Genomic DNA, 17375 nt, shown 5'->3' on the forward strand with positions numbered 1-17375 from the left:
CAATCAACTATTTACAAGTTTTTGCTATAATAAAGGCATAGATTGAGATTTTGTACATGAAAAAGCATCTGGTTTTACCGGGTGCTTTTTTGCTTTTCATTCAATCATATATGCAGTTGGGCTATTCGGGGCTTACACCCCTCACATAACGCCCGCTTGCTACTCAGTATGTGATTTATGATTGTCAAATTCTCCGTATTTGATTGTTTGGTTTGCTTGGGTTGGGTGTGCTTGGGGCACCCCCTTGCTATTGATGATTATATATTCTGATTTAATATCATTTAACTTTATGAATACAGGTACAAAAAGAGGAACATAATATAAGAACCACCACCACCACCACCACCACCGGGTATCATATGTTCCTCTTTTTGTACCTATCCAAGCCAACCCAATGAAGGAAACTACGATACTCACCGAATAACCAACAATAGATGTTAAAATAAATCACAGGTAATACAGTTATTTACAAAATAAATTCAGAAAGTAACCGAAAATTATTAAAACCAATTTTCATAGTTTATATATAATAATAAATCAACAACACTACTATGCACAAGAAGAAATACAACTATGGATGGAAACAAGTCAACATCCGTCCTGCTACCAAAGAGCTATTGGATGTGCTATGCAAGCAATTAACCAATGGTTTTGGAGAACTACCAATGGCAACGGTTATCGACGTGCTTATCAAAGAGAAGTTCGACCAACTCAACAACCAAAAATAATAGAGCTATGACGTGCCAAGAAAGAAAATCAACAACCCTGTAACCCTTCTATACCCCAACGATTTATCAGTGCGAGAATTGAAATTGGAAGTATTGAACTATCATAAACAGAACGTAAAAGACCGTGACTTTTACCTGTTCTTTCATATTCTATTGGAACCGTACTTGGCTCTGGACAACCCGACCAACAAGTACATACAGATTCATTCAAGTATCGTTCAAGACGTACTTGGCAGGGATTACTGCAAGATTATCAAAGCATTGGTTAAAGGTGAATATATCTTGTGTAATGAATATTCAAGCGAATACCTTGGCATTTGTAAGTCGTTCGCTATCCATCCTCGGTTGATGGATGTAAGCAAGCCAGTGCTACGGATTGATTTCAACTACGATACCGTATTGCATAACAAGTTGGAACGAATTGGAACGCTGAACCTTACAAAACCAGCGGACAAAGACAATCCAACGCCGTTGGATGAAGGCAGACAACACATCATTGCCATGACCAATCAATTGATATTGGTACCGGATGCAGAGGCTACGGCGTACGTGCAAGCGTTGTATGATGAGTCAGGCAATACCAATTCCCCGGCTGCCTACTTCCATCACTGGAATACCAATCCCATGCGACAACCGCACATGGACTTGTTCGGTCGGCGTATGCACTCAAACATTACGAATATGCCCAAGGTGTTACGCCGTTGTTTGCGGTTCAAGTCGGCACCCGAAGTGCCCACCGTTGAAAAGGATATTGTCAATGCTCAGCCGTTTTTCCTGTCTGTAATCAACGCAAACTTGATTAACCTGTTCGCCCCCGAATGCAGCAGTGCAGTAGCCGTATATGCCAAATACAGAGCAAAACCGGACTATGTTGAATTTACTGAGTTGTGTAGTTCTGGTTGGATATACGAAAGTTTCATAGAACGCTATTACAAAGTATACGGCGAACGTTACGGTAGCACTGATAAAGAGACAAGGCAGATCACGAAAGGATTAATATACACTATATTTTTCGGTGATTACTCTTTAATAATGGAAGGACTCAAAGCAACTTCCCGAGCGAAACTTACAGAGCTTAAAAAGAAATTCTTTATTCTTTTTACACTTGAATTTAAATCTGTATATGAAATATTTAAATAATTAAAGTCTTTATATTGGTCGTTTACTGTAAACAACAAAGGTATTTACAAGCAATACGCCAACAACTGCCTGCTTGCGCAAAGAATAGAAAGTGGTATAATGTTTGAAAGGGTAATACCTGACCTATTGAGCTATGGTATTACCGACGTGGTAACCGTACATGACTGTGTAATTGTGAAAGAGACAGATACAACGGCAGTAACGGCGGTTATGATGGAGACATTTAACCAACTGAATCTTAACCCTCAGATAAAATAATATTCAAACATGAAAAGAAATAATGAAGCGATGTACAAGGCAATGCAAGTGTCTTTGCAATTTGATATTGATGTGCAGCACCTCCGACTGACTGTAGAAGACCTACTATCACAATACACACACTTCGGCTATTACAAAGGTTTACTATTGTTCACCAAAGAATATGCGCCAACAATACGGCAAAGTAAATTTTCGGATATTATCAAACTTCAAGATGATGCCTGTTTCTACCGAAATAGTATAACAGGGTTCCATCACACATGTGCTTGGGATGAGAAACTTCACCCTATCGACTTACTCAGAGAGTATCTACCAAACCGAAAGCATATCATTGACGATATACTTGCCGATCTGGAAACAGATGAAGGCAGTAACAGCCAAACGATAGAGTAGGCAGAGAACAATGAATACTGGAAATAGAAAGAGGCAACCCACTACAGGTTGCCTCTTATTATTGAAACACTCAATAACTCTATCGGAATGGCTTTTGAGCTATATATGATTCTATAACCTCAACTTCCAACCCGTATTTGTTACTCACATCCTTTACAAGAGCAATAAGCCAAGGTGCTGCAAGTGGCGAGACAACAACTTTTTCTATCAATATTGATAGATCAACAGGCACATGAAGACCGGGCTTTTTACGATCTTCCAACATTGCATTAAAAGATGCAAGACCATCATCATCAGCCATTTCAGGAAAAAAGTATGATGGATAATATATTGCCCGAACTTCCCTTTCATGGGAAAATGAATCTCTCTTATACCAGAATGCATTCTCATGGTATACCCATCCCTTGTAATCGGTGTAAATAACTTGACCTATTTTAAAATCAGATAAATAACGCTGATCATCTGAGCACTTCTTTAATGAATCATATAATTTCCTACATGTTGTTTTGATAGCTATAGCATTATAATTATCTGTTGAGTACAAACGCCACATTGCTTCTGACTCATTCGGGTTTTCATACCAACAATTTATATAAGTACTTGACCGCTTTACCTCCAACGCCTGTTTACGCATTCTTTTTACAACCCTATCAAGATCAGGATTATGCTTTGCGCTGTGCGATCCATCTGAACCGGATGTATTGTAATACTCTTCTTCAGTACTGGCATATCCTACGGCTCCTTCAAAGGGATCAGAGAACTTGTCAGGATGCGTAAAGAACAATGATCCATTGTTCAACATGGATACGTATTTCACAAAATCCATATACCTCCATATCACAGTATCTCCGGCTGGTATGACATAAGGTCTGTACTTCTCTGGCTGTTGATCTTGGTCTGGATATTCCATGTTGATATGAGTGTTGATGTTATTAAGCTACTCGCATGTAGTGTTGCATACGGGTTGTAGCATTGGCAGCCGCTTTATCATTGAGTGCGCCGTTGTCAATCTTGATGTACTTCTGTAGCTCTTTCAGATCGGTTGATCCCAACATTTCCATTACATCAATATGGCTGAACTCAGTAGAGTTGATGTGACGTGATATGAAGGATCGGCGGTTACTATGCGTAGCAAGTAGTAAGTTCTTTTGCACCTCTTCAACATACTTTTTACCATCAACCCGTTCTGTTTCAATCTGTTCTACTGGCATTTCCATGTTATGATATTCATATAACTCTTTCACTATCAATTTGATGGTTTTGTTGTAATGCTTCTCACTCATCAATTTCATATTAAAGTTATTCAACGTTAATATCTCTTTGATTCGGGTATCCAGTGACAACGGCACTTTATAGGTGCCCTCTGTTTTCTGGCATTTGGCAGTAAGATAATCTGCAATACCACTCTTTACCTTCAACGTTTTGATATGGTGTGTTTTGGTAACATCACTGATCCGCAACCCGGTTAAGGATTGGAACAAACACATGTGTATCTGTTTGGTGTACTCAGGTTTAATGTGTTGGAAGTCCCATAGTAGATTCAGTTCGTGATCATCCAAGTATACTACTTCTTTCTCTTCCTCAGTGATAGCGAACTTCTTATGCTTCCAACCATTGCCTACACTGTAGCCGTTACCCTCACACCACTTTAAAAAGCCTTTCAGCCGCTTTACGTGAGCACCGAATGTTGAAAGTTTATTACCTCTCACTCCCATCAGATACTTCTTATAGCAAGCGTAGAACTCAAGATCAAACGAGAAGAGGGAAAGAGTAAGTTTATTATGTGTAGCGGTTTCATTCAATCGGGTTTGCCACGTTGTCCACATCTGATAATCCCGTTTGGATAACGTGGTTTGATGCTCTCTCAGAAAGGCAGTCATAGCCGCTTCATATTGCTTGCGTTCATGTAGTGTAGCCGTAGGTACTGCGGTAAGACCGGGATTGTCAAGTTCCATCTTCTTGATAGCCGCTTGTACCGTTGCCAATTCCTTTTCCAGCGTAGCAGCACGGTTGATCAGTTGCCCGTAGTCATTCCACTCGGCAAACTGTTCCATTGCATCAACCATACTCTCACCATGCATGGCTTTGCGTTCCCGCTCCCATGATGCTTTCAGTTGATCGGGTATCAGTGTATTGGCTACTACCTTCCCGGCTCTGCTCAGTAGGCTATGTAGTGTCTCATTATCATCTGGATCAGATAGCTGTTTGGTTCTGGTATTAAATGCCGGGGGCATCACATACAGATCAGTTGATAGGTAGGCTATAGCTTTCCGATTGGCAGTGACTCGCAACATAACGTGGTGTCCATCCCGCTTTTTTGTGAAAGGACGTGCCAACTCAGGGGTAATGCTTGCCCCGTTTACAGAGAGGGTCAGGACGTGCGAAAGATCAATACTTGTTTTCATCCTATAAAGCTTTATTTAATACAATTTGTTTGATGGTTTTTGTGCAGTGGGCACCCCCAAAGATACGCAATCATCTATCAAACGTTATCAAACAGTGCTTTCAGTGAGTGTATATGATGGTTTTATACAATTCAGAAAGTATCAAACAGGGTTAATTTTCTATCAAACAGGTTGATTTCAGTGAAAAAAACATGCGTTTTTGAAGCAATAGAGGCACTTTATTTTGATCGTTATTCCCCTACGGACTACTTCAACACCCGCTTCGATTCAGTTCGAGGCGGGTGTTTTTGTTTCCGCCTGATCCTGGCTCCGGGCGGCTGCGTACCTTGGGCCATGCATCCGCTCCGCGCCTACATTCACCGCTTTGTGCCCCTCTCTGATGCCGAGTGGGAACCGCTGGCCGCTGCCCTTACGACGCGCCTGCTTCGCCGCAAACAGGATTTCGTGACGCAGGGCGCGGCGGCCCCCGAACTTGCACTGCTGCTGAGCGGCGCCTGCCGCCTGTTCTATACCCGTCCCGACGGCGAGGAGCGTACCACGTATTTCTTTTTCGAAAACCACCTGATGGGCAGCTACCAAAGCTGCCTGACGGGCCAGCCCAGCCAGTTCGGGATTCAGGCGCTGGTGCCGACCGAGCTGGTTACGTTTCCGTACGCAGTGCTGCGCGGCTTGTTTGAAGTGTATCCGGTGTACGAGCGGTTCGGCCGGCTGCTGGCCGAATATCATCTGCTGGGCACGGATGCAAGGCTGGCGGAACTGCTGCTGCTCAGTCCCGAAGAACGGTACCGGGCGCTGCTGCGCAGTCACAAAACCAAGATTCCGGCCCGGATTCCGCAGCAGTACATCGCCTCATATCTGGGCGTAACGCCGGTTTCGCTGAGCCGCATCCGGGCGCGGGTACTGGCCGAAGACGGCCTGATTTCTTAGCTTTTGTTAACGAGTTTCAGCTGGCCGGACCCGGACCTTTGGGAGGATGTTTCACTTCACTCCTACTCCGATGAAAACGCTGCTCAAACTCGAAGAACTGGCTGAATTGTTGGTTGCTACGGTAGTTTTCGCGCATTTGCCCTTTGCCTGGTGGTGGCTGCCGGCCCTGTTCCTGCTGCCCGACCTGAGCATGATGGGCTACCTGGCCGGCCCGCGCGCAGGGGCCGCCAGCTACAACCTGCTCCACCACAAAGCGCTGGCCCTGGCCGTGGGTGTGCTGGGCTGGTGGCTGGGCCAGCCGCTGCTGTTGCTGGCCGGCACCGTGCTGCTGTTTCATTCCGCCTTCGACCGGCTGCTGGGCTACGGCCTGAAATATGGCACTAACTTCCAGAGCACGCACCTCGGCGCCATCGGTAAGGCAGCCTGAGCACCGAAATTACCAGTTTGGCACCAGCCGGCACGCACGCAGTTTCGGCCGCGCGGTAAAAAAAGTGAGATGAAAAAATAATGGCTACCTGTCATTTTCTCCCGTAAAGCCTAAGGTTCACCATCCCAACCTTAGCATGTCGCGAACCATTATAGTCTCCAACCGCCTCCCTACCAAGATCCAGCGCACCGAAGAAAGCCTCACGTTTCAGCCCAGCGAAGGCGGGCTGGCCACCGGGTTAGGCTCCATCTACCGCCAGGATGGCAACGTGTGGGTGGGCTGGCCGGGACTGTTTGTGGAAGATGCGGCGGAGGAAGAATACGTCTGTGAGCAGCTGAGCCACGACAGTATGGTACCGGTGTTCCTGACCGAAGCCGAAATCCGGGACTTCTACGAAGGATTCAGCAACTCCACGCTCTGGCCTACTTTCCACTATTTTACGCAGTACGCCACCTACGAGCAGGAGCACTGGGACGCCTACGTGGCCGTGAACGAGAAATTCTGCCGTGCCGTGCTGGCCCAGGCTGGTCCCGAAGACACCATCTGGGTGCACGACTACCAGCTGCTGCTGCTACCCGAAATGCTGCGCCGTGAGCGGCCGGAGGCTACCATCGGCTTCTTTCTGCACATTCCGTTCCCTTCCTACGAACTGATTCGAGTGTTGCCGTGGCGGGCCGAGTTGCTGCGCGGTATGCTCGGGGCTGACCTGATTGGCTTCCACACCTTCGGCTACATGCGGCACTTTCTGAGTGCCGTGCAGCAGCTGTTGGGCCTGTCGTCGCAGAACGGGCAGATTGAGGTGCCCGACCGGATGGTGCTGGTCGATGCCTTCCCAATGGGCATTGACTACAAGCGCTACGTGCGGGCCGCTGCCTCCGAAGAAGCCAAAATGCACGAAGCCAACTACCGCGAAGCCCTGCGCGATGTGCGCGTCATTCTGTCTATCGACCGGCTCGACTACTCCAAGGGCATTGCCCAGCGGCTGCGGGCCTTCGAGCTGTTGCTGCAGCGCTACCCCGAGTGGCGCGAGCAGGTCAGCCTGATTATGGTGGTAGTGCCTTCCCGCGACCAGGTGGCACAATATGCTTCTTTGAAAGAGGAGATTGATGAGCTGGTGGGCCGCATCAACGCGCAGTACCGCACCATCACCTGGAACCCTATTCACTACTTCTACCGCTCCTTCCCGCTGGAAGAGCTGGCCTCGCTCTACCGTTTGGCCGAGGTGGCACTCGTGACGCCCATGCGCGACGGCATGAACCTCGTGGCCAAGGAGTTCATTGCCAGCAAGGCCGACAAAAAGGGCGTACTGATTCTGAGTGAACGGGCTGGTGCGGCCCGGGAGCTGTCCGATGCGCTCATCATCAACCCCACCGATACCGGGCAGCTGGCCGAGGCCATGCACGACGCCCTGGTGATGCCCGAAGACGAGCAGGTGCAGCGCATGAGTGCCATGCAGGCGCTGGTGCGGCAATACAACGTATTTGCCTGGACCAAGCTGTTTATGGCGCGCCTGGAATACAGCAAGATGAAGCAGCACACGATGGCCACCGAAAAGCTCACGCCCGACACCACAGCGGGCCTGCTGGCCGAGTACCACGCCACCGACCAGCGCCTGCTCCTGCTCGACTATGATGGCACGCTGGCGCCGTTTCATGCCAACCCGCAGCGCGCCCAGCCCGACCAGGAGCTGCTGCTGCTGCTGCGCGCCCTCACTGAGAATCCGAAAAACCGCGTGGTCATCATCAGTGGCCGCGACCGGACGACGCTGCAGGCGTGGCTGGGCCATCTGCCCGTCGATTTTATTGCCGAGCACGGCGTGTGGCTGCGGGCCGCCGGCGAGGACTGGCAGCTGTTCCAGACTCTCAACAACGAGTGGATGCGCGAAATCCGGCCGGTACTGGAGCTGTACGTGGCCCGTACCGCCGGCTCCTTCATCGAGGATAAGGAGTATTCGCTGGTGTGGCACTACCGCCGCGCCGACGCCGAATTGGGAGCCGTCAGGGCCCGCGACCTGCTCAACCACCTCACCTTCATGACGTCCAATTCCGAGCTGCAGGTGATGGAGGGCAACAAGGTCATCGAAATCAAAACGGCGGGCATCAACAAGGGCACAGCTGCCGCCCGCTGGCTGGCTACCTACCAGCCTCAGTTCACGCTGGCTATCGGCGACGACCGGACCGACGAGGACACCTTCCGGGCCATGCCGCCGGAGGCATACACCATTAAGGTTGGCACCGATTCCCGCTCCCTGGCCCGCTTCCATGTGGCGTCCACTGCGGAGGTGCGCCAGCTTCTGCGGCAGCTCCTGTAGCTGGACTTTTGGGGTGGTGAGGTGGTGGAGTATCTCGTCATCCTGAGCTTGCGAAGGACCTTCTCCCATTTGGACAAGTCGTAAAACGGCTCGTGCTGATCGGAGAAGGTCCTTCGCTTTGCTGCGGACGGCATTACCTTTACACACCCGATTTCACCACCGCAACGCACTATTTCACCCAGCTCATGCCCCAACTTCTCATCGACGACCTGCTGGTGGAAGTCGTGCGCAAGAATATCCGGACGCTGCGCCTGAGCGTGCACATGCCCGATGGCCGGGTGCGCGTATCGGTGCCGCTGCGCACCCCCGACGAAACCGTGCGGGAGCTGGTAACGGCGCGCCGCGCCTGGATCCGGAAGCATCAGGCCACGTTTGCGGCCCGCGAGCAGCCGGCCCGGCTCCAGTACGTTTCGGGGGAGTTGCACCCCTACCAGGGCCAGCTGTATGAGCTGCGGGTGCACGCCACGGCCGGCCCGGCGCGGGTGGCGCTCCAGGAGCCGCACCTCAACCTGTATATCTGCGAAGACAGCACCCCGGCGCAGCGGGAGCAGGCGCTGGCGGCCTGGTACCGCCAGCGCCTGCGCGAGCAGCTGCCCCTGCTGGCCGCTCGCTGGGAACCGGTGGTGGGCGCGCAGGCCCGCACCTGGGCCATCCGGCAGATGAAAACCCGCTGGGGCACCTGCAACATCCAGGCGCGCCGCATCTGGCTGAATCTGGAGCTCATCAAACGGCCTCTGCCCTGCCTCGAATACGTGGTGGTGCACGAGTTAACCCATCTGCACGAGCGGTATCACAACGCCCGCTTCTGGGGCCTCATGGACCAGTACATGCCCGACTGGCGCAAGCACAAAGCCGAGCTAAACCGCGTGCACCTGCGCGCCGCCGACGCGGATTAAACACAAAAAAGTCCGCCAGACATCGTATAGTCTGGCGGACTTTTTATTCTCAGCCAACAGCTTACACAAACGTGGGGCGGTCCAGCTTCTTGGCAATACGGTAAGCCGCATTCACGAGGCCCACGTGGCTGTAGGCCTGCGGGAAGTTGCCCCACTGTGAGCCGGTCTTGGCGTCCACGTCTTCTGAGAGCAAGCCCAGGTGGTTGGTGTAGGTGATGAGCTTTTCGAACTCGCGCACGGCATCGTCGAGGCGGCCGACGCAGGCCAGCGTCTCCACGTACCAGAAGGAGCAGATAAGAAACGTGGTTTCGGGCGTGCCGAAGTCGTCGGGGTGGCGGTAGCGGTAAAACAGGCCTTCGGGCGTCATCAGCTCCTTTTCCAGGGCCTGCAGATGGCGGTGGGCCCGCTCAGTGGTGGGGTCGAGGTAGCCCATCATGATGAGCTGCAGGGTGCTGGCATCAAGGTGCGGCGAGCCGATGGCGTTGGCGTAGGCCTGGTGCTCTTCGCTGAAACACTGCTCAATCCGCCGCTCGGCCTCCAGCATGAGGCGCGTGGCCATGGCCTCCATATCGGTGTCGCCGAGGGACTTCGCCACTTTGCGGGCGGCGTGGCTGCCGGCCCAGTGAAACAGGTAGGTGTAGCAGTGGTACTGCGCAATGTGGCGGAACTCCCATAGGCCGGCATCGGGCTGGTCCATGGTCTTGTCAATCATGTTCAGGGCCTCATACACCAGCTTTGCGGGGCTGGTGCGCTCCGGGTCGATGAAGCGGCAATCCACGTAAAGCGGCAGCAGGGCCACCAGAATCTGGCCGTACACATCGTTCTGAATGTGCGTGTAAGCGTCGTTGCCGACGCGTACGGGTTGGTTGCCAAGGTAGCCGGCCAGCGGCAGTTCCCGCTCCGTCAGCTCCGAGGCCCCGCTGATACCATAAAGCGGCTGGTACTTGTCTTTGACCTTGGTGGAAATGTTGGCGATGTAGTGGAAGTACCGCTCCATTTCCTCGAAGTGCCCAATGTTGTTGAAGGCTGTGAGGGTATAGAACGTGTCGCGCATCCAGCAGTAGCGGTAGTCCCAGTTGCGGGTGCTGCCGGGCGCTTCGGGCAGGCTCATGGTGCTGGCCGCAATAATGGCGCCCGTGTCTTCATACTGGTGCACCTTCAGGGCCAGCGCCGACCGAATAACGGCCTCCTGATGGAAGTTGCTGATGCTGGTGCTCTTCACCCACTTGCGCCAGTAGTCCACGGTACTGTGCAAAAACCGCTCGGCGGTGCTGGCCAAAGCGGCTTCCAGCGGCGCGCCGTAGGTTAGCACGAGGTACTTGGTTTCGTTCAGCACGAAGTCCTCCCCTTCCAGCACGTACGTCAGCGGAATGTCCGTGGTGAGGCGGATTTCTTCATCAAGGCCCAGATAGGCAATGTGGTTGGAGCTGCGGCGCCGGCTCAGGCGGGTTTCGCCATAGTCCCCGACCGGGTTGCAGGTTACTTTGATACGCGGGGTGCCAGCCAGCGGCTCCAGCTTCCGGATCAGCATCAGGGGCTTGTAGTACCGCTCGTACTGCGGGAAGCGGGGCGCAAAGTCCGTGACGCGGTAGCGGCCGTCCTCATTTTCAATTTCGGTGCACAACACGTTGGTATTCTGCCTGTAATACTGATGCGTCTGGAAGCTGCCGGGCGCCGAAGGCCGGATGCTGAACTCGCCGCCCTTCTGCTCATCGAGCAGGTCGCCGAACACAAAGCTGCTATCGAAACGGGGCCAGCAGAGCCAGGCCACGGAAGTATCCTTGCGAATGAGGGCGAGGAAGGCACAATTGCCGATCAGGCCCATGTCGTAGGTGTGTTTGCTCATCAGGAGGTGAAGTGGTGGAGTGACGGAGGATAAGGAGACGGAGAAGGCCAGAGCAAGCAGGTGGCGTGCGAAGCGCTGCCGGCCGGTTGCCCTGCTGCCCTCAGTCCTCTACCTAGTACCCCGGCGGCGCCGTTGAGGTTGCCGTAGCTTTGGCGGGGCAGGTTGCGTAGAGAGAGTGCCGCGCCATTGCGAGGCCTGTTGTTTTCCGTTGTTCTCGCTATGCCCGCCACTGCCACCGCTCCCCGTCGCCGTTCCTCCCGCCTGCCCCTGTATCTGTCGCTCTCGTTTGTGGTGGCGCTGGTAGCCACCTATTTCTTCTGGCCCGCATTTCAGGCAGCGGTGCAGGAAGCTTTTTCGGCCCTGAAAAGTGGCGAGCAAGCCCGTATTTCCGCCTGGATGGAGCAGTTCGGCAACTGGGGCCCGGTGGTGCTGGTGGGGCTGATGGTGGTGCAGATGTTCCTGTTCGTGGTAAACGTGGTGGCCCTGATTCTGGTGGCCGTGCTGGCCTACGGGCCGTGGTGGGGCTCATTGCTGGCCCTGGCAGGCGTGGTGATGGCCTCCACGGTGGGCTACGGCCTGGGCCGACTGATGGGCGAATCGTTCGTGGCGCGGCTGCTGGGCCGCAGCACCGAAAAGAAAGTCATCGGTATCGTGGAGCGCTACGGCGTGTGGGCCGTGGTTATTGCGCGCCTCTCCCCGGCCCTCTCCGACGACGCCATCAGCTTTGTGGCGGGCACGGCACGCATGGGCTACTGGAAATTTATGGGCGCCACGGTGGCCGGCGTCGTGCCCCTGATTGCGCTACTGGCTTACCTCGGCGAGGAAAGCAACCGCCTGAAAACCGGCCTGCTATGGGTGTCGGGTGTGAGCCTGCTGCTGTTCGGAGGCTACATCTGGTGGGACCAGCGCCGGCAAAAATTTGCGTAAATCATTGCCCAGGACTTGCAGGATAACTTTTTCGCGGCTTATCTTTGCACCACCAAAACGGAAAACGCCGTTTGACCTGGTCCGTTCGTCTAGGGGTTAGGACAGTAGATTTTCATTCTACCAACAGGGGTTCGATTCCCCTACGGACTACTTAAAGCCTTCTGCACTGCGCGGGAGGCTTTTTTATTGTTCCACCCGGCCCCTACAGCGTGGCGTATGGGGCAGCCCTGGCCCTGGGGCAGCCTTCGTAGCCACCGGCAGGGCGCCACAGAAAAGCAATTTTTCTTAGCCGGTTCCAGACCCGGGGCCCTACCTTTGCGCCCTTAGGGGAGCCAAGGCTGCGGCCGGCTTCTGCCTTCTTCACTTCTGATACTGCCCTGCCCCGTGCGCTTTCACCCGGGATTCCGCCTGCCTGTGCCTAGCCTGTTCGTGCTGCTGGGCTTTTTGCTGACCTCACTGGCCGCCTCGGCGCAGCAACCTGCTGCTGGCGGACTACTACGCGAGCTGGCTCTGCGCACCGATACCACGCGCTACCTGCTGAGCCGCAACACCGTGCTGGTGCAGAATGAGCCCAGCCTGTACTTCTACTACAGCCAGGAAGACGAAACGGCTGAGTTGGAGGTATATCCTGAAATCCTCCGGGCCGGCAAGCCCCTGCGCCTCGTGCGCTCCGCCGACTTCCTGCTGCTCGATTCGCTGACGGCCGTGTCGGGCGGCCAGTTTTACCGCGCCAAAATCCGCTTCAAGGAACTGACGGCTTCCCGGTTTCTGCGCCTCACCTTCACGCAGGCCCCCGACTCGGTGGGTGCCGCGCCCCGCACCCAGACGGTGAACCTGCTGCCCGTGACGCGCACCTCACTGGAGCTGCGCCTTACCGATACGGAACTGTTTGTGGGCGAGGAAAAGGTGTTTGAGCTGAGCAGCAACAACCCCAAAAACATCCGCACCACCGCCGACTGGACCAAAGGGCGCGACATCGACTACCGCATTACGCAGGAAAAGGGCGGGCTGCGGCTGCACGTGCTGCCCAATGCGCTGGGCAGCCGCCTGCTCACGGTGCAGGCCCAGACTGAGCGGCCGTTCCTCACCGACAACAACCGCCGTATCAGCTACGCGCTGCCGCCTATCCGGCAGGAGTTTACGGTGAAAGCCTCCCGGCTGCGCTTTCTGAGCGTCGATAAAAAGGAAATTACACTCGATGAGGTGTCGCGACGCAAAGGCGTGGAGCTGATTCTCGACAACGGCCGCACCTTCGACCTGAAGCGAACCTATCGTATTGAAGACCAGGAAGAAGCCGGCGGAGCGCTGATTGCCGAAGTATTTACGCGCCAGTATCTGACCAACGACCGGGTGCTGTGCTGGCTGCGCGTCTACAATACCCACCGCCAGACCGACAGCTACCTCTACATCAAGGAAAACGACCAGGCCAAGTACATCACCAATTTCAATATCTCGCCCAAAACCACCATTACGGCCGTGAGTGTGCGCCACCGCGGCGGCGACTGGACCAGCAGCCCCAACGTAAACCCCGGCGAAACCGTGGACGTGCGGCTGGAAGGCGAGTCGCTGGCGCGGGCACGGTTTCACTTCGAAGATGTGCAGGTCATCCCGTCGGACTCCAGCGTGCGAACAGATGCGGCGGTGATTTACCGCATTCAGGTGCCGGTTACCATCGATAAAAAGCGCATCACCATCTTCAATGCCGGCACGCCTACCGGCCAGAGCCTGGCGGTGCGGGAGTTTCAGCGGCCGCATCCGCTCGATTTCGTGGGCGTGACGTTTGGCGAGGCAGTCCGGCCGATGACGCGCTTCAACGGGCCCGTGCTCTACGACCAGACAGTGAGCGACGTGGTGTTCAGCTTCAATACGGCCGGCATCGACTCCGACAAGCAGCTCTACGGCAAGCAGTACCTGACCTTCGATATCCGGACGCAGAACGCCAAAGGCGAGTTGATTGAGATGCGCACCCTCGATAACGTGGTGATATGCCCCGGCGAAAACTCGGTGCGGGCCGCCTTCTACCAGGACAAGCAGTGCCAGGTGGGCAACATCAGCCTCAACAACCTGCTTTCATCCCGCAAAACCTACCTGCTGGACGACTGGAGCACGATTATTATCACGGTGCGGCACAATTCGGCGCAGTACCAGGAGGCCGGCTTCACGCAGAAGCTGGAGCTGGTGCTGCAACGCCGCGTGAAGTTCGACATCGACATCAGCTTTCCGGGGGGCCTACTCACCAAATACAAAGGCGAATCGAGCTTTACCTCGTTCGGGGGTATCTCGCTGGCCACGCTGGCGCAGTTCAGCTTCTATCATCCCACCAAAATCAACAAGCTGCGGCCCTATAAGATAGGCGGGGGCTTCGTGGCGCTCAACGCCTTCAACCTGAGCGAAAACCCCGACATCAAGCGCGACCTGGGCATCGTGGTGCTGGGCTCGGTCTACCCTACCCGCTCCGATGCCAAGCTCACATTTCCGCTCTACCTCGGCGGCGGCTACCTGATGAACAAACGCTCCTTGTTCTTCCTGTTCGGGCCCGGCATCGGCATCCGGCTTTGATGGGGTAAATGGTGATGAGGTAAGAAGACCGTCATTGCGAGCCTGTGGCGCATCGAGCCAGTGTGCGCAGCCGTAAGAACCGTCATTCCGAGCGAAGCCGAGGCATCTCGCTGGTGTGGTAACTGTCATGGCAACCTCAGCACGCGAGATGCCTCGGCTTCGCTCGGAATGACTGTCATCTCCTTTCACCCTATACTCCATACCCAGCGCCTCATTTCACCGGAAGCTCGATGCTGACGATAGTGCCTTGGCCGGGGCGCGAGTCGATGGAGAGGGTGCCCCCGAGCAGGCCCACCCGGTTGCGGATGCCGGGCAGCCCAATGCCGTGGAGGTGTGTACTGCTTTGCGCCACATCGAAGCCCTGGCCATTGTCCTCCACTGAAATGGACAGCTGGTTGCCTTCGCGCACCACATGCACAAATACTTCCTGGGCCTGCGCGTGCTTGATGATGTTGTTGAACAGCTCCTGCAACATGCGGTAGACGGCCAGCTCCAGCAGCTCCGGCAGCGGCTCATCCAGGCCTTCCAGGTTCATGTGGGCTCTCATACAGGAGCTCGGAATGCGGCGAATCAGTTCCTCCAGGGCGTATTTCAATCCGAAATCCTCCAGGATGCCGGGCGTCAGCTCGAAGGAGATGCTGCGGGTCATCTTGATGGCCTCATCGAGCAGAGACAGGCTCTTGTCGCGCTGGTTGCTGGCGTTGGCGCGCTCCAGGTGCAGCTTGGTGGCGTACAGCAGCTGGCCTACGCCATTGTGCAGGGCCTCGGCAATGCGTTTGCGCTCCGCTTCCTGGGTCTTGAGGATGGCCGACAACACTTCCTGCTGCTGGTTGAGCTTGAGCCGGGTAGCGTCTTCCAGCAGCCGGTTGCGCTCCGTCACGTCGCGGATGACGGCCAGCACGCCGGAAATGCTTTCCTCACAGTTGCTGCGCAGGGGCACCAGATACGCGTCGAACTGGCCGGGACGGTTCACGAAGGGCAGGCCGCTTTGCATGATTCGCTCTCCCTGCAACACCTGCCGGAAGACGCTACGGGCATCCGGCGTGTCGAAGCGAGGGAAAATGGAGTAGATGCTTCTGCTCAGCACCGCCGCCTCGGGTATACCAGAGTAGTGCTCGGCTTCCCGGTTCCAGGCCGTGATACGCCCCTCCCGGTCAAGGGCCACAATACCATCGATACTGTTGTCGAGCAGGCTTTCGGAAAATTCCTTTTCGGCCCGCAGCTGCTCACGGGCAGCACGCATCTCCGTAATGTCGCGCCACACGGCATGAATCAGGTGCTCACCTCCCAAGGCAACATTGGTCAGCGTAATTTCGAGCCACATCGGCTGGCCCTGCATATTGTAGCGGTACCACTCGAAGCGGTGCGCGCCGTTGGCTTTCACCAGGGCTTCGTACTCCTCAATCAACAGCTGGCTCCGGCGTCCATCGGGCTGGCGCTCGGGCACATTGAACTGCAGCCCCTGCCCAACAAGGTCTTTCTTGTGCCGGGCACCGGCCAGTTGCATGGCAGCCCGGTTACAGTCGACGATGTGGCGGTTGCGAACCAGCAGCACGGCGTCGGCGCTTTGCTCAAAAAGCGTGCGGAAGCGGCTTTCACTGGTTGCCAGCTCCGCAACTTGGCGGCGTTCGGTAATGTCGAGCAGGGCCACCCGGCAGTGCGTAGGCGGCTGGCCTTCTGGCAGCTCCATTGCCTGGCCAATGCACTGCGCGAAAAAGCGGGTATTGTTGGCGCAGCGTATTTCCAGCTCACACGTTTCCTGCTGGCCAGAGTTGAAAACCCGAATCAGAAAATCGGCAAAACGGGGACGCTCGGCCATTGGCATGAAGGCGCCAAAGCGGCGCCCCAGCAGGTGCTGGTGCAGGGCACTCAGCAACTGGCTGCAGCGCCGGTTGAGTTGCGTGATGGTGCCATCGGGGCGCAGGGTGCAGTAGCCGACCGGCGCAAAGTCATAGAGGTCGTCGTACTGGGCGCGCAGATATTCGGCCTCCCGTTGGGCCAGCTTCAACTCCTCCGCCTGCATTTTCCGCTCTATCTGGTGCAGCTCCTGCGCCAGCCGAAGCTCTCCGTCCGGCGTTTTGTGGCCGACGCACTGGACCGCTAGCCGCCGACACTCCTCGGCTCTGTTCCTCAGTTCCTGCAGTACAGAGGGGTTCAGAGAAGAGCGAAAATCGGCTGCTTTATCGTCCATGATCTTCAAATAAGCAACTTTTAACTGTAAGAAAGCCTGACCGGTGCCAGCGCCTCTACTTGCCTACGCAACGGTTCAGCCTTGGTTCCTGTCGAGCTGCCCATGCTTCGTTCGGGCCCTGCACACCCGGCAGCAGCCCGCTGGCCTGGTAGCCAGGGCCCTGACTGCGGGAGGCAGAGAGCCGCAGCGGGCGGCGGTCCGTTGCCGGCTCTAGGTCTCCCGCACGTTGTGTACGGTCACATTGGTGCGGGCCTGGTTGGCTCGGTGCACGGCCCCTCTTATCCCGAAGTGGAGCTTCTCATGGGCCAGCTCATACAGGTTCCGGCTGCTCAGGCCGGGGCGGCCGTACCCCTACCGTATCTCGCCT

13 protein-coding genes and 1 tRNA gene are annotated in these 17375 nt (G+C 55.1%); 10 read left to right on the forward strand and 4 right to left on the reverse strand.

The genetic code is table 11. The features are described 5' to 3' along the window. Positions 1–551 precede the first annotated feature (551 nt). The 3 genes from IC231_RS14145 to IC231_RS14155 all read left to right on the forward strand — a co-directional run bounded on the left by IC231_RS14145 (position 552) and on the right by IC231_RS14155 (position 2519). On the forward strand, positions 552–728 hold the full coding sequence (locus IC231_RS14145) for a hypothetical protein (RefSeq protein ID WP_190785161.1): 177 nt from the start codon (positions 552–554) through the stop codon (positions 726–728). A 165-nt stretch (positions 729–893) separates the two neighbouring features. Next, entirely contained in the window at positions 894–1868 is a 975-nt protein-coding gene (locus IC231_RS14150; RefSeq protein ID WP_190785162.1) for a hypothetical protein, read from the forward strand. A gap of 267 nt (positions 1869–2135) precedes the next feature. After that, positions 2136–2519 (forward strand): hypothetical protein, encoded by a 384-nt coding sequence (locus tag IC231_RS14155; protein ID WP_190785163.1) that lies wholly within the window; start codon positions 2136–2138, stop codon positions 2517–2519. A gap of 79 nt (positions 2520–2598) precedes the next feature. Here the strand turns inward: IC231_RS14155 and IC231_RS14160 are convergent, their stop codons facing one another. After that, positions 2599–3429, reverse strand: a complete 831-nt coding sequence (locus IC231_RS14160; protein WP_190785164.1) for a DUF2971 domain-containing protein — start codon at positions 3427–3429, stop codon at positions 2599–2601. Between the two features lie 22 nt (positions 3430–3451). Continuing rightward, entirely contained in the window at positions 3452–4924 is a 1473-nt protein-coding gene (locus tag IC231_RS14165; protein WP_190785165.1) for a site-specific integrase, read from the reverse strand. Positions 4925–5257: 333 nt separating this feature from the next. Between IC231_RS14165 and IC231_RS14170 the strand changes: the two genes are divergently transcribed. From IC231_RS14170 to IC231_RS14185, 4 genes are all read left to right on the forward strand, one after another. Continuing rightward, the gene (locus tag IC231_RS14170; RefSeq protein ID WP_190785166.1) at positions 5258–5851 is read left to right on the forward strand and encodes a Crp/Fnr family transcriptional regulator; all 594 of its coding nucleotides are present in this window, start codon (positions 5258–5260) and stop codon (positions 5849–5851) included. A 70-nt stretch (positions 5852–5921) separates the two neighbouring features. Next, complete coding sequence (locus IC231_RS14175; protein WP_190785167.1) at positions 5922–6278, forward strand: DUF4260 domain-containing protein; 357 nt, start codon at positions 5922–5924, stop codon at positions 6276–6278. Between the two features lie 136 nt (positions 6279–6414). Further along, positions 6415–8589: a bifunctional alpha,alpha-trehalose-phosphate synthase (UDP-forming)/trehalose-phosphatase gene (locus IC231_RS14180; RefSeq protein WP_190785168.1), complete on the forward strand. Its 2175-nt coding sequence runs from the start codon at positions 6415–6417 to the stop codon at positions 8587–8589. 185 nt (positions 8590–8774) lie between these two features. Beyond that, positions 8775–9485, forward strand: a complete 711-nt coding sequence (locus IC231_RS14185) for a M48 family metallopeptidase (RefSeq protein WP_190785169.1) — start codon at positions 8775–8777, stop codon at positions 9483–9485. Positions 9486–9546: 61 nt separating this feature from the next. Here the strand turns inward: IC231_RS14185 and IC231_RS14190 are convergent, their stop codons facing one another. Then, on the reverse strand, positions 9547–11331 hold the full coding sequence (locus tag IC231_RS14190; RefSeq protein WP_190785170.1) for a glycoside hydrolase family 15 protein: 1785 nt from the start codon (positions 11329–11331) through the stop codon (positions 9547–9549). A gap of 219 nt (positions 11332–11550) precedes the next feature. Here IC231_RS14190 and IC231_RS14195 point away from each other — a divergent pair, with 219 nt between their 5' ends. From IC231_RS14195 to IC231_RS14205, 3 genes are all read left to right on the forward strand, one after another. Continuing rightward, the gene (locus IC231_RS14195) at positions 11551–12258 is read left to right on the forward strand and encodes a TVP38/TMEM64 family protein (protein ID WP_190785171.1); all 708 of its coding nucleotides are present in this window, start codon (positions 11551–11553) and stop codon (positions 12256–12258) included. A gap of 78 nt (positions 12259–12336) precedes the next feature. Further along, positions 12337–12408, forward strand: a tRNA-Glu gene (locus IC231_RS14200). 234 nt (positions 12409–12642) lie between these two features. Continuing rightward, on the forward strand, positions 12643–14817 hold the full coding sequence (locus IC231_RS14205) for a hypothetical protein (RefSeq protein ID WP_190785172.1): 2175 nt from the start codon (positions 12643–12645) through the stop codon (positions 14815–14817). Between the two features lie 211 nt (positions 14818–15028). On the opposite strand, the gene IC231_RS14210 is transcribed toward IC231_RS14205, so the two are convergent. After that, complete coding sequence (locus IC231_RS14210; protein WP_190785173.1) at positions 15029–17008, reverse strand: PAS domain S-box protein; 1980 nt, start codon at positions 17006–17008, stop codon at positions 15029–15031. Positions 17009–17375 lie beyond the last annotated feature (367 nt).

It is taken from the genome of Hymenobacter duratus (assembly GCF_014698995.1).
GTDB lineage: Bacteria > Bacteroidota > Bacteroidia > Cytophagales > Hymenobacteraceae > Hymenobacter > Hymenobacter duratus.